13 protein-coding genes and 1 pseudogene are annotated in these 13,113 nt (G+C 75.5%); 12 read left to right on the forward strand and 2 right to left on the reverse strand.

The features are described from left to right. Positions 1 to 209: 209 nt before the first annotated feature. Both H1D33_RS07830 and H1D33_RS07835 read right to left on the reverse strand, forming a co-directional pair. A complete protein-coding gene (locus H1D33_RS07830; protein ID WP_181568707.1) occupies positions 210 to 557 on the reverse strand; it encodes a TcmI family type II polyketide cyclase in 348 nt (115 codons plus the stop codon). Positions 558 to 654: 97 nt separating this feature from the next. Continuing rightward, positions 655 to 1,512: an AfsR/SARP family transcriptional regulator gene (locus H1D33_RS07835; RefSeq protein ID WP_181568706.1), complete on the reverse strand. Its 858-nt coding sequence runs from the start codon at positions 1,510 to 1,512 to the stop codon at positions 655 to 657. A 417-nt stretch (positions 1,513 to 1,929) separates the two neighbouring features. On the opposite strand from H1D33_RS07835, the gene H1D33_RS07840 reads away from it, so the two are divergent. The 12 genes and pseudogenes from H1D33_RS07840 (at position 1,930) to H1D33_RS07895 (ending at position 13,071) form a co-directional block, all read left to right on the forward strand. Continuing rightward, positions 1,930 to 2,292: a TcmI family type II polyketide cyclase gene (locus tag H1D33_RS07840; RefSeq protein ID WP_181568705.1), complete on the forward strand. Its 363-nt coding sequence runs from the start codon at positions 1,930 to 1,932 to the stop codon at positions 2,290 to 2,292. Beyond that, positions 2,289 to 4,019, forward strand: coding sequence for an acetyl-CoA carboxylase carboxyltransferase subunit alpha (locus H1D33_RS07845; protein ID WP_181568704.1), 1,731 nt, complete (start codon positions 2,289 to 2,291; stop codon positions 4,017 to 4,019). Before H1D33_RS07840 ends, H1D33_RS07845 begins: the two co-directional genes overlap by 4 nt. Then, positions 4,019 to 4,495 carry an acetyl-CoA carboxylase biotin carboxyl carrier protein gene (gene accB, locus H1D33_RS07850; protein WP_181568703.1) on the forward strand — a complete coding sequence of 159 codons (477 nt, stop codon included), beginning with the start codon at positions 4,019 to 4,021 and terminating at the stop codon, positions 4,493 to 4,495. The genes H1D33_RS07845 and accB overlap by 1 nt, the downstream gene beginning before the upstream one ends. After that, positions 4,495 to 5,984, forward strand: a pseudogene (locus H1D33_RS07855) (acetyl-CoA carboxylase biotin carboxylase subunit). Before accB ends, H1D33_RS07855 begins: the two are co-directional and overlap by 1 nt. Further along, a complete protein-coding gene (locus tag H1D33_RS07860) occupies positions 5,981 to 6,691 on the forward strand; it encodes an SRPBCC family protein (protein ID WP_181568702.1) in 711 nt (236 codons plus the stop codon). Before H1D33_RS07855 ends, H1D33_RS07860 begins: the two are co-directional and overlap by 4 nt. Continuing rightward, entirely contained in the window at positions 6,688 to 7,098 is a 411-nt protein-coding gene (locus H1D33_RS07865) for a cupin domain-containing protein (RefSeq protein WP_181572835.1), read from the forward strand. Before H1D33_RS07860 ends, H1D33_RS07865 begins: the two co-directional genes overlap by 4 nt. Continuing rightward, positions 7,095 to 8,363, forward strand: coding sequence for a beta-ketoacyl-[acyl-carrier-protein] synthase family protein (locus H1D33_RS07870; RefSeq protein ID WP_181568701.1), 1,269 nt, complete (start codon positions 7,095 to 7,097; stop codon positions 8,361 to 8,363). Before H1D33_RS07865 ends, H1D33_RS07870 begins: the two co-directional genes overlap by 4 nt. Next, a complete protein-coding gene (locus H1D33_RS07875) occupies positions 8,360 to 9,607 on the forward strand; it encodes a beta-ketoacyl synthase N-terminal-like domain-containing protein (RefSeq protein WP_181568700.1) in 1,248 nt (415 codons plus the stop codon). Before H1D33_RS07870 ends, H1D33_RS07875 begins: the two co-directional genes overlap by 4 nt. Before the next feature lie 269 nt (positions 9,608 to 9,876). Further along, positions 9,877 to 11,223: a class I adenylate-forming enzyme family protein gene (locus tag H1D33_RS07880; RefSeq protein ID WP_246411548.1), complete on the forward strand. Its 1,347-nt coding sequence runs from the start codon at positions 9,877 to 9,879 to the stop codon at positions 11,221 to 11,223. Positions 11,224 to 11,439: 216 nt separating this feature from the next. Then, positions 11,440 to 11,703, forward strand: coding sequence for an acyl carrier protein (locus tag H1D33_RS07885; protein ID WP_181568698.1), 264 nt, complete (start codon positions 11,440 to 11,442; stop codon positions 11,701 to 11,703). After that, positions 11,703 to 11,948, forward strand: a complete 246-nt coding sequence (locus H1D33_RS07890; RefSeq protein WP_181568697.1) for an acyl carrier protein — start codon at positions 11,703 to 11,705, stop codon at positions 11,946 to 11,948. The genes H1D33_RS07885 and H1D33_RS07890 overlap by 1 nt, the downstream gene beginning before the upstream one ends. Next, positions 11,941 to 13,071 carry a beta-ketoacyl-[acyl-carrier-protein] synthase family protein gene (locus H1D33_RS07895; RefSeq protein ID WP_181568696.1) on the forward strand — a complete coding sequence of 377 codons (1,131 nt, stop codon included), beginning with the start codon at positions 11,941 to 11,943 and terminating at the stop codon, positions 13,069 to 13,071. Before H1D33_RS07890 ends, H1D33_RS07895 begins: the two co-directional genes overlap by 8 nt. Positions 13,072 to 13,113 lie beyond the last annotated feature (42 nt).

Genomic DNA, 13,113 nt, shown 5'->3' on the forward strand with positions numbered 1-13,113 from the left:
TCCTTCTATGTACGTGCACGACTGTCACGAGAAAGCTCGGGGCAGCTTCGCACACGTGCGCGCGGGGCGACAGGCAGGTCCGCGCCGGGGTCCGGCGGTGGGACCGGTCGCACCGGGCGGTGGCCGGGGGATGACCGTGGGTGCGGAGGGCACCCCGGGACCTGGTGCCGTGCGCGGTCCCGGGGTGCCCCGTCGGTGGCCCGTGCCGGTCAGTGGATCCGGTCGGGCGCGGTGGTGTCGGCGGAGTTCCAGCTGTAGAAGCAGCCGGCCACGGCGTCGCGGGGGGAGTGCCAGGTCGGCAGGTACGGCGAGGTGTGCGCGGACAGCCGCTCGTTGACGCGTTCGTAGAGCGGGTTGTCGCGCAGCTCGGCGGCCAGGTCGGGGGCGACGTCGACGGTCTCCATCAGATGGACGCACAGGTCGTGCAGGTAGTACAGCGACCGGTGCCGGACGCCGGTGAGCCGGGGCAGGTCGGTCGCGTCGGACTCGGCGAAGATCTGCGCCACCCGGCCCTGCGATCCGGGCACGATCCGGCTGACCACCAACAGTCGACTCATCGCAGACCCCTCTCGCCGCGCCGCCGCCGCGCCGAACCCGGCCGGCCGGCGGCGGTCGTCGTACGTCCACGGTGTCGGTGCGGGTGTCACCTCGCCGTCACGGCGTACCCCTGGGCATTGATGGCGGTGGTGAGGTCGCGCCGCGCGGGTGCGGCGCGGGGCCGCGCGGCGCGGCGGCGGGGGTCCGGGCGGGGCGGCGCGGCGGCGGTTCCGCGCGGCTGGCCCGGCGGATCGGGGCGAGGGTGTCGTCGAGCAGCGCGGTCATGGCCGGGGACGGTTCCAGGCGGAGTTCGCGCAGGAGCATGTCCCGGTAGACGTAGAAGGAGTGCACCGCCTCGAACGCGTTGCCCTCGGCCAGGTGGATGCGGACGACCAGCCGGTGCGGGGTCTCGCGCAGCGGTTCGGCGGCCATCGCCTCCAGCGCCGCCTCCAACGCCTCGCCGTGGCGGCCGGCGACGAGGTGGTTGCCGGCCAGTTCCTCCAACATGTGCAGGCGGAGCTGGCGCAGCCGTTCCCGTTCCAGCAGCACCCAGTCGTCGTACCAGCCGGGGAGCAGGTCGTGCCGGCCGGCGCCGGTGACGCCGCGGGGGATGACGCCGTCGCGGACCCGGGCGGCGGCCTCGACCAGTTCGTCGGTGTCGAGGTGGACGGTGGGGTCGAGGCGGACGGTGTCGCCGTCGGTGCGCAGCGGGCAGCACGGGTCCTGGCGCAGCCGCCACAGCGCGGTGCGCAGTGAGGAGAGCGCCCGTTCCTCGGGGTTCTCGGGCCAGAGCAGCCCGGCGAGGTGACTGCGGGTGGCGCCCGGGCGCAGCCCGATGAGCGCGATGACGCGTTGCAGGCCGCGGGGCACCACCACCGGGACGCCGTCGTGCAGCAGTTGGAAGCCGCCGAGCAGGTGCAGCGCCACCCGGGGGGTGTGGTCTCCTGCCGTCGGCATCGTCGATCCACCGGACACGGCGCACCCCCCACCGTCGGGCACGGGGTCCCGACTGTCCTGTCTGCCCGGATCGGCTCGCCCGCGACCTCGGTGTCGGAACGCCTCCGCGACTCCTCGCCGGAGGTGTGCCGTGGCCGGGCGATCGGTACGGAGAATATCAACGTCTGTTACTCTCAGTCAACGTCCGGAGATGTCGTTGACTGTCCGTAACGGACTCGTAAGTTGGCTGTGATCTGCGAAAAAGTGTCGCCAACCGATAACCGGAAGTGGATCTTCGCATAGCCCACGCACAGTTTGCGTCAACGCAGCGTCACCATCCTCGTGGCCCGATGGTGGCCGGTTGACGCCCGGTTGACGGCACCGGCGGCACGGTGAGCCATCCGCGCGGCGTGACCGCTCCGCCGCGCACCGGGACGTACTCAGGGGAGGCCGCGGATGGACCGTTCGCTCATCGTCGCCAAGGTGGTGCCCACCGCCGAGGACCGGATCGCCGAGATCTTCGCCGAGTCCGACGCGACCGAGCTGCCCGGCCTGGTCGGCGTGCGACACCGCGCCCTCTACCGGCTGCACGACCTCTACGTGCACCTGCTGGAGACCGAAGCGCCGACCGAGGGCGCGGTCGAGGACGCCCGGGGGCATCCCGAGTTCGTGCGGATCAGCGAGCGGCTGCGGCCGTACGTGTCGCCGTACCTGTCCACCTGGCGCTCGCCCCGCGACGCCATGGCGCACTGCTTCTACCGGTACGACGCCCCGGGTCACCCGGCCCACCCGTACGACGCCGCCGGGCGGCGGCCGTGACCACCACCGCGCCCCGTGACGAGCAGCTCTGGTCACGGTGCGACGGCTGCGCCTCGCTGCTCTACCGCAAGCGGCTGCGCCGCAACCTGGACGTCTGCCCGGAGTGCGGCTCGCACGCGCGGCTGGACGCGCCGGAGCGGGTGGCGCAACTGGTCGACCCGGACTCGTTCACCCCGCTGCCGGACCGGGCGGTCCGGGTCGACCCGATCGACTTCGTCGACGCGGTGCCGTACCCGCACCGGCTCGGCGCGGCCCGCGCCGGCACCGGCCTGGACGAGGCGGTCCTCTGCGGCACCGCCCGGCTGGGCGGACACCCGGTCGCGCTGGCGGTGATGGACTTCCGCTTCCTCGGCGGCAGCCTCGGCTGCGCGGTCGGCGAACTGATCACCCGGACCGCCGAACGGGCGTTGGCCGACGGCACCCCGCTGGTGCTGGTCACCGCGTCGGGCGGGGCGCGGATGCAGGAGGGCGCGCTGTCGCTGATGCAGATGGCCACCGTCAGCCAGGCCCTCGCCGGGCTGCGCGAGGCGGGCCTGCTCACGGTCAGCGTGGTCACCGACCCCACGTACGGCGGGGTGGCCGCGTCGTTCGCCACCAACACCGACGTGGTGCTCGCCGAGAGCGGCGCCCGGCTGGGCTTCGCCGGCCCCCGGGTGATCCGCCAGGTCACCGGCGCGGCGCTGCCGGACGGCTTCCAGACCGCGGAGTACCTGCTCCGGCACGGGCAGGTCGACCTGGTGGTGCCCCGGCACGCGCTGCGGGGCCGGCTGGCCGCGCTGCTCGCCGCCGCCGAGGCCGGCCGCCGTCCGCCGGCGGCCCGTCCGGCGCCGCGCCCGTCCGCCGCGCCGCTCGTCGCCGCGGGTCCGGCCCGCGACCCCTGGGAGACGGTACGCACCGCGCGGCACCCCGGCCGACCCACCACCCTGGACTATCTGGAGACCGCGTTCGACGGCTTCGTCGAGCTGCACGGCGACCGCCTCGGCGCGGACTGCCCGGCGATCGTCGGCGGCGTGGCCCGCCTCGACGGGCGCCCGGTGATGGTGATCGGCCACCAGAAGGGGCACACCACCGCCGAACTGGTGGCCCGCAACTTCGGCATGGCCTCCCCGGCCGGGCACCGCAAGGCGCTGCGGCTGATGCGGCTCGCGGCCCGGCTCCGGCTGCCGGTGGTGACGCTCGTGGACACACCGGGGGCCGACCCCGGGGTGGCCGCCGAGCAGCAGGGCCAGGCGGCGGCGATCGCGGAGAACATCCTCGCGCTGAGCGTGCTGCCCACGCCGGTGGTCGCGGTGGTCACCGGCGAGGGCGGCAGCGGCGGCGCGCTGGCCCTGGCGGTCGCCGACCGGGTGCTGATGCTGGAGCACGCCGTCTACTCGGTGATCAGCCCGGAGGGCTGCGCGGCGATCCTGTGGCCGGACAGCTCGGCCGCGCCGCAGGCCGCCCGGGCGCTGCGGCTGACCGGCGCCGACCTGTGCCGCCTCGGTGTGGTCGACGAGCTGGTGCCGGAGCCGGGCCCGGCCGCGCACGGCGACCCGGCGGGCGCCGCGGAACTGTTGGGCCGGGCGGTCGCGGCGAACCTCGCCCCGCTGCTCACGGTGCCCCCGGCCACCCTGGTGCGCCGCCGCCGCCAGCGCTTCCGCCGCTTCGGCGCGGCCCGCTCCGCCGGCCCGTCGGCGACCCTGCCGGGCGGGACCGCGTCGGCCGGCGGCCGGACGGAGGTGGCGTGATGGCCGACGACGGGTCCGAACAGGTGTTGGACGGGCTGCGCCGGCAGGCCCGCCGGCTGGTCGACGACCTCGCCGGCCCGGTCCGCCGGGTGCGGCTGCGCAGCGGCGACGCCGCGCTGGAGGTGGAGTGGCACGACCCGGTGCCGGCGCCGCGCGACGCGACCCCGTCGGCCGGTGCGCCGGCCGCGCCGGCCGGCCCGGAGACGGCCGCCGCGTCCGACCGGCCGGCCGTGCGCTCGCCGGTGGTGGGCACGTTCTACCGGTCCCCGGAGCCCGGCGCCGCGCCGTTCGTCGCGGTCGGCGACCTGGTCCGGCCGGGCCAGGTGATCGGCATCGTGGAGGCGATGAAGCTGATGAACGAGGTGACCGCCGGCCAGGCCGGCCGGGTGGTCGAGGTGCTGGTCGACGACGGCAAGCCGGTCGAGTACGACCAGCCGCTGATCGCCCTGGACCCGGTCACCGGACGGGACGCCTGATGTTCGACAAGGTGCTGATCGCCAACCGGGGCGAGATCGCGCTGCGGGTGCTGCGCGCCTGCCGGGAACTCGGCGTGCGGACGGTGGTGGTGCACTCCAGCGCCGACGCCGACTCGCTGCCGGTGCGGCTGGCCGACGAGGCGGTCCGGATCGGCCCGGCGGCCAGCCGGCGCAGCTACCTCAACGCCGCGGCGATCGTCGAGGCGGCCCGGCAGACCGGTGCGCAGGCGGTCCACCCCGGATACGGCTTCCTCTCCGAGGACGCCGACTTCGCCGAGATCTGCGCGGAGAACGGGCTGGTGTTCGTCGGCCCGCCGCCGCAGGTGATGGCCGCGCTGGCGGACAAGTCCAGCGCCCGCGCGCTGATGAGCCGGGCCGGCCTGCCGCTGCCGCCGGGCAGCGTGCGGACGTCGCCGACGGTGGCCGAGGCGCAGGAGGTGGCCGCCGAGGTCGGCTACCCGGTGATCGTCAAGGCCGCGGCCGGCGGGGGCGGGCGCGGGATGACCGTGGTGCGCTCCGCCGCCGAGCTGCCCCGCGCGTACGCCCGCACCCGCGCCGCCGCGCAGGTCGCCTTCGGCGACGACCGGGTGTACGTCGAGCGCTACCTCGCCGACGCCCGCCACGTGGAGGTGCAGGTGCTCTGCGACGGCCAGGGCAACGGCGTGCACCTGGGCACCCGGGACTGCTCGGTGCAGCGCCGCCACCAGAAGCTGGTCGAGGAGGCCCCGGCGCCGGCGCTGCGACCGGCCACCCTGGACACGCTCGCCGAGGTCGCGCTGCGCGGCGCGCTGTCGGTCGGCTTCACCGGCGTCGGCACCGTCGAGTTCCTGGTGGACGACGCGGAACGGGCCCACTTCCTGGAGATCAACTGCCGGATCCAGGTGGAGCACCCGGTCACCGAGATGGTCACCGGCATCGACCTGGTGCACGAGCAGCTCCACGTGGCCGCCGGCGCCCCGCTGCGGCTGCGCCAGTCCGACGTGCGGCTGCACGGGGTGGCGATCGAGTGCCGGGTCAACGTGGAGGACCCGGACCGCGACTTCGCGCCCGCACCCGGGCGGCTGGAGCGGTTCCGGCCGCCCGGCGGCCCGTTCACCCGGGTCGACACGCACGGCCACGTCGGCTACCTGGTCAGCCCGCACTACGACTCGCTGCTGGCCAAGGTGGCGGTCTGGGCGCCGGACCGCGACGCCGCGCTGGACCGGCTCGACCGGGCGCTGGCCGAGTTCGACGTGGCCGGCCCCGGGGTCCGCACCACCATCCCGTTCGCCCGGCGGGTGCTGCGCGACCCGGCGTTCCGGGCCGCCCGGCACACCACCGCGCTCGTCGAACGCCTGCTCGCCCCGCATCCCGAAGCCGGGGACCCCGCCCCCGCCCCGACGGCGCCCCGCACCACGTACCCGACCCGCGCGGCGCGGCCGACCCGGCCGGCCGTACCCCCGCTCCCGCCGTGCCCGCCGCCGGCCCGACCACCTGGAGGAACCCATGACCCTCGCCCCCGACCGCCCGCTGACCAGCGATATCACCGAGATCCTGGTGACGCACTGCGGCCTGGACCCGGACACGGCCGCCGCCGCGCCGGCGGCCAGCCTGGAGGAACTGGGCATGGACTCGCTGGCGCTGCTCGAACTCGCCGCGGTGGTGGCCGACCGGTACCGGGTGAAGATCCCCGAGCAGGCCGGCGCGCTGAGCATCGCCGGCGTCGCGGACCTGGTCGCCCGCCGCGCGGACCCGCCCGGGCACACCGAGAACGGCGTGGACATCGCCGCCCCGCTGCCGCTGGTCTGGGACGTCACCAACGACGTGGCCCGGTGGACCGAGCTGTTCACCGAGTACGCGGTGGCCGAGATCCTGCACCGCGACGGCGACACGGTCCGCTTCCGGCTGACCATGCACCCGGACGACAACGGCGTGGCGTGGAGCTGGGTCAGCGAGCGCACCGCCGACCCGGCCACCCGGCAGGTGCACGCCCGGCGGGTGGAGACCGGACCGTTCGAGTACATGCGCATCCACTGGCGCTACGAGGAGATCCCCGGCGGCACCCGGATGATCTGGACCCAGGACTTCGCCATGAAACCCGGCGCGCCGCTGGACAACGCCGGCATGACCGACCGGATCAACACCAACAGCGCGGTCCAGCTCGCCGTGATCAAGGACAAGATCGAGCGGGCGTACGCGGCGGGAGGCACCCGATGACGGACACCACCACGGCCCGGGTCTCCGTCCACGACGTGCCCGCCGACCGGCGGCGCGGCGGGGAGCTGCGGGTGCTGCTCGGCCCGAAAACCGTCGGCAGCACCTCCGGGTTCATGGGCGTCGCCACGCTCGCGCCGGGGGAGCGGATCGCCGAGCACTACCACCCGTACAGCGAGGAGTTCCTCTACGTCGCGCGCGGCGCCCTCACCGTCGACCTGGACGACGAGCCGGTGCCGGTGGCCGCCGGCGAGGCGCTGTACGTGCCGAAGGACGTCCGGCACCGGCTGCGCAACACCGGCGACGAGCCGGCCGAGGTGGTCTTCCACCTGGGCCCGCTCGCGCCCCGCCCGGAACTCGGGCACGTCGACACCGAGAGCGCCGCCCCACCGCCACGGGAGCCGTCGTGACCGGCCGGCGCACCGTGGTCACCGGCGTCGGGGTGGTGGCGCCCGGCGGCGCCACCCGGGACCGGTTCTGGAAGACGATCACCGAGGGGCGGACCGCCACCCGGCGGATCAGCTTCTTCGACCCGTCGCCGTTCCGCTCGCAGATCGCCGCCGAGTGCGACTTCGACCCGGACGCCGCCGGGATCACCCTGGCCGAACGGCAGCGCGCCGACCGGTACGTGCAGTTCGCGCTCGCCTGCTCCGCCGAGGCGCTCGCCGACAGCGGGCTGGCGCTCACCGACGCCGAGCGGGAGCGGGCCGGCGTGGTGCTCGGCACCGCCGTCGGCGGCACCATGGCGCTGGAGCAGGAGTACGTCCGGGTCAGCGACTCCGGCCGGCACTGGCTGGTCGACCACGCCCTCGGCGGCCCGTACCTCTACCAGGCGCTGGTCCCGAGCAGCCTGGCCGCGGACGTGGCCTGCCGGCACGGCCTGCACGGCCCCGCGCAGGTCGTCTCCACCGGCTGCACCTCCGGCATCGACGCCATCGGGTACGCCCACCAGCTCGTCGCCGACGGCGAGGCCGACGTGGTGCTGGCCGGGGCCGCCGACTCGCCGATCTCCCCGGTCACCGTCGCCTCGTTCGACGCGATCGGGGCCACCAGCCCGGACAACGACGACCCGGAGCACGCCTCCCGGCCGTTCGACGCCGACCGGCACGGCTTCGTGCTCGCCGAGGGCGCGGCGGTGCTGGTGCTGGAGGAGGCCGAGCACGCCCGCCGCCGGGGCGCGCACGTCTACTGCGAGGTCGCCGGCTACGCCAGCCGCAGCAACGGCTTCCACATGACCGGCCTGCGGCCCGACGGCGCGGAGATGGCGGTGGCCATCTCCGACGCGCTGCGCCAGGCCCGGCTCGCCCCGTCCGCCGTGTCGTACGTCAGCGCGCACGGCTCCGGCACCCGGCAGAACGACAGGCACGAGACCGCGGCGTTCAAGCGCGCGCTCGGCCCGACCGCGTACCGGGTGCCGATCAGCTCGATCAAGTCGATGGTCGGACACTCGCTGGGCGCGATCGGCTCGATCGAGATGGCCGCCTGCGCGCTGGCCATCGAGTACGGCGTGGTTCCGCCGACCGCCAACTGGACCACCCGGGACCCGGAGTGCGACCTGGACTACGTGCCGAACGAGGCCCGGGAGGTGCCGGTGGACGTGGCGCTCTCGGTGGGCAGCGGGTTCGGCGGCTTCCAGTCCGCGATGGTGTTCCGCCGGCTCGCGACGGCATCATGACGGCGCGGGCGGTGGTGACCGGCATCGGCGTGGTCGCGCCCAGCGGCGTCGGCTCCGACGCGCACTGGGCCACGGTGGCGGCCGGGACCCGGCGCACCGGGCCGATCACGTTGTTCGACCCGGCGTCCTACCCGACCCGGGTGGCCGGCGAGGTGGCCGACTTCGACCCGGCCGGGTTCGTCGACGCCCGGCAGCGGGTGCAGACCGACAGGTGGAGCCACCTCGGCTTCGCCGCCACCCGGCTGGCGCTGACCGACGCCGGGCTGGCGGACGTCTCGCCCGACCCGTACCGGTGGGCGGTGACGCTGGCCAGCTCATCCGGCGGGAACCTGTTCGGGCAGCGGGAGCTGCAACGGCTCTGGGGCGGGCCGACCCGCACCGTCGGGGCGTACCAGTCGATCGCCTGGTTCTACGCGGCGAGCGTCGGCCAACTGTCGATCCGGCACCAGTTCAAGGGCCCGTCCGGGGTGACCGTGTCCGAGGCGGCCGGCGGGCTGGACAGCCTGGCGCACGCGGTGCGCACGGTCCGGCGGGGCACCCCGGTGGTGATCGCCGGGGCCACCGAGTGCCCGCTGAGCCCGTACGCGCTGGCCTGCCAGCTCCGCTCCGGGCTGCTCAGCGACGTCGCCGACCCGCAGCGCGCGTACCGACCGTTCGACGTCTCGGCAAGCGGCTACGTGCCGGCCGAGGGTGGCGCGGTGTTCGTGGTGGAGGAGCTGGGGCACGCGCTGGGCCGGGGCGCCCGGATCTACGGGGAGATCACCGGCTGGGCGGCCACTCACGACGCCGCGCCCACCGACGGAGAGCACGGGCCGGACCCGACGCACTACGCCCGCGCGTTGAAGCTGGCCCTGGACCGGGCCGCGGTCCGTCCGCACGACGTGGACGTGATCTGGCCGGACGCGCTCGGCGTGCCGGCGTACGACCGGGCCGAGGCGAGCGCGCTGCGCGCCGTGTTCGGCGACCGGACCCCGCCGGTGACCACCCAGAAGCCGCTGACCGGCCGCGCGCACCAGGGCTCGTCGGCGTTGGACGCGGCCACCGCGCTGCTCGCGTTCTCCCGTGGCGTGCTGCCGGTCTCCGCCGGCCCGGACGAGCCGGCGCCCGGCTGCGAGCTGCCGTTCCTGCGCGAGCCCCGCGCCCCGCGCAGCCGGATCGCGCTGGTCGGCGCGCGCGGGTTCGACGGCTTCAACAGCGCGCTGGTGCTGCGCGGCGCCGCGCCCCCACCGACCGGGGAGGGCTGAGCGGCCGGCCGCGCCCGGCGCACGGAGACGCGGCCGGCGGGCCACCAAGCCGGCGTGCGCCCGATCCTGCCTGTCCGATCGAGCCTGAGCAATCCACCCAGCCGCTGTTTTGGATCTAGCCATTTGCATCTGGCGATGCTGATAGGCCCGTCGTAGGGTTCCGTGAGCCCATCGGAGAGCGCATCCCGAGGGCGGGTCTCACGCACATCTAGGCTGGGCGGTGGCGGGTCGTGACCGGGGCGGAAAATCCACAGTCGACGGCGGGTTGGGTGGACGACATCCTGCTCGCCGGGGCCGCGAGCGACGTCTGCCTCCGGCTGCCCGAACCGGTCGACCGGGGCACGCTGCGCCGGCTGGTCGGCGAGGCGCAGGAGCGACTGACCGCCGCCGGGCTGCGTCCCGGTGGGGCCGTCGCGCTGCGCCTGCCCCCGTCACTGGCGTACGTGGCGCACCTGCTCGCCACCTGGCGGGCCGGCGCCCAGGCGGTGCTGCTCGACCACCGGCTCACCGACCACGAGGTCGACCGGGCGCTGCACCGGCTGCACCCGCAGGTGGTGGTCGCGCCGGTGCGCACCGGCGGCGGCGCGCTACGCGTCTTCGTCGACGTCACCGCCGGCGTGCGGCCCTGGTCGGACCGGCCGGCCGGCAGCCCACACGCGGTGATCCAGCTCAGCTCCGGCTCCACCGGGCCGTCCAAGGTGATCGGCCGCACCGCCGAGGACCTGGTCGCCGAGGTGCGCCGTTACACCCAGATCGACGGGGTGGCGCGGCCCGGGGAGCGGATCATCCTGCTGCCCAGCATGGTGCACGTGCTCGGCCTGGTCGGCGGCCTGCTCTACGGGCTGCACGCCGGCGTCGAGCTGTGCCCGCCGGAGCGGCTCAGCGGCGACGCGGTGCTCGCCGCGGTCGCCGCCCAGGACACCCCGGCCACCGTGCTCGGCGTGCCGTTCCACATCGGCCTGCTCGCCTCCACCGTGCCGAGCGGGCCGCTGCCCCAGCTCGCGCGGATGACCACCGGCGGCGAGCTGGTGCCCACCGCGGTCGCCCGGGCCTTCACCGACCGCTACGGCGTCCCGCTGGGCAACATGTACGGGATGACCGAGGTCGGCGTCATCGGCACCGACCTGTACGGGCGCCACCGCCCCGCCATCGCCCCCGCCCCCGGCATCCGGGTGCGGGAGCGCGACGGCGAGCTGTGGGTGAGCTGCCCGGCCAACCCGTACGTCGGGCTCGCCGACCCGACCCGCTGGGCCGACGGCTGGCTGCACACCCGCGACGCCGGCGTGGTCGACCCGGACACCGGTCTGGTGACCATCCGGGGCCGGCTGGACTCGCAGGTGTCGGTCGGTGGCCTGAAGGTCGACCTGACCGAGGTGGAGGCCACCGTCGCCGGCCTGCCCGGCGTCACCGCCGCGGTGGTGGTCTGGGACGACGGGATCAGCGCGTACGTGCAGCACGACGGCGCGCTGACCGAGGACACCCTGGACCGCCTGCTCGCCGAGCGGCTGGCCGGCTTCAAACGGCCCCGCGCCCTGCACCTGCTCGACCAGTTGCCCCGCACCACCACCGGCAAGCTGGTCCGTTCCGTCCCGGCGCTGCGGGAGGCGGTCTCGTGACCGGCCCGCTGCGCGCACCCGACAGCCACCGGGCGCCCACCGGGCACCCGGCGTACCCCGATCCCCACCCCGGGCCGGCCGGGCGGCGCGCCACCCGCGCGCCGGATCCGCCGCCGCGTCAGCTCCCACGCGACGCCGGCGGCCCGACCGGTCCATCCGAACACGGTGTCCCGATCGGGCACCGGTAAGTGGTTACCCGGAAATGAGGTCACACCCATGCGCGACGAGGTCCGCACCTTCGTCATCGAGCAGCTCACCGACATGAACTACGACGTCGAGGAGATCGACGACGACACCACCCTCGGCCCCTCCGGCGTCGACCTGGAATCACTGGCGCTGGCCGACCTCGCCGTCCGCGTCGAGGACCGCTACGGGTTGAAGTTCGCCGACGACGAGTCGGAGAAGCTGGCGCTGATGACGGTCGGCGAGTTCACCACCATGATCGCCGACCGGGCCGCCGCGAACAGCGACCAGTCCTGATGTCCGGTCAGCCCGACCTGGGGCGAGCTGACCTGGTGAGCATGCTCGCCGAACTGACCGCGAAGCCCGCCGACCAGGTCCCGGACCGGGTCGGCTCGATGGAGCTGGCCTGGCTGGTGCACCTCGTCGAGCAGCGCTACGACCGCCGGCTCGACCTCACCGACGACCAGCTCGCCGGCATCCGCACCGTCGACGACGCGCTGGCGGTGTTCCACACCTCGCTGACCGCTCCCGCAGATGGCTGAGCGGGACACCGTACGGATCACCGGCACGCACGCGGTCAGCGCCCTCGGCAGGGGCGCGGACGCGTTGCTGGCCGGGGTGCTCACCGGCGCCCCGGCGTTCACCCCGGTGCGCCGTTTCGACACCACCGGCCGCCGGGTCACCGTGGCGGCCACCCTGCCGGAGACCGGCACGCTCGCCGACGAACTCGCCGACGCGATCGACCGCGTCGGGCGGGCCGCCGGGCTGGGCCCGGCCGACCGGGAGGACACCGCGCTGTTCCTGGCGACCCACGGCGGGCCGCCCTCGCTGCCCGTACCGCAGGGGGTGCCGGAGCCGACGGTGCCGGCGCTCGCCGGTCACCTGGCGGCCCGGTGCGGCCTGGGCGGGCGGACCCGGGTCTACACCACCGCCTGCGTGTCGGCGAGCACCGCGGTCGCCGACGCGGCGGCGCTGATCCGCCGCGGCGACCTGGAGCGGGTCGTGGTCGCCGCCGGCTACCTGGTCGAACCCGACCAGTACGCGCTCTTCGACGCCGGCCGGGCGCTCGCCGCCGACGGGGCGGTACGCCCGTTCAGCGCCGGGCGCACCGGGCTGCTGCTCGGCGACGGGGTGGCGGCGGTGGTGCTGGAGTCGGCCGCCGCCGCCGCCCGACGGGGCGCGGAGACGGTCGCCACGGTGGCCGGGTGGGGTCGGGCCGGGGACGCCTACCACCCGTGCCAGCCGCATCCGGGCGGAGACGGGCTGGCACGTGCGGTCGACGCGGCACTGCGCCGCGCCGGGTTGCCCCCGGAGGCGGTCGGCTACGTCAACGCGAACGCCACCGGCACCCCGTTCAGCGACGCCTCCGAGGCGGCGGCGCTGCGGCGGGTCTTCGGCGAGCGGGCCGGGCGGTTGCCGGTCAGCTCCACCAAGTCGGTGCACGGGCACGCGTTGGAGGCGTCCGGGCTGCTCGAACTGGTGGTCACCGTGCTGGCGCTCCGGGACGGCACGTTGCCGCCCACCGCCGGCTGGCTGGCCCCCGACCCGGACTGCCCGCTGGACGTCGTCCGCGACGCCCCCCGCCCGGCCGCCACCGCGTACGCCCTGACCCTGAACGCCGCCTTCGGCGGCGCCAACACCGCGCTCCTGGTGAGCACCCCGTGACCGCCCCACCGCACCATCCCACCCCACCCCCGCGATCTTGCA

It is taken from the genome of Micromonospora ferruginea (assembly GCF_013694245.2).
Taxonomy (GTDB): Bacteria; Actinomycetota; Actinomycetes; order Mycobacteriales; family Micromonosporaceae; genus Micromonospora; species Micromonospora robiginosa.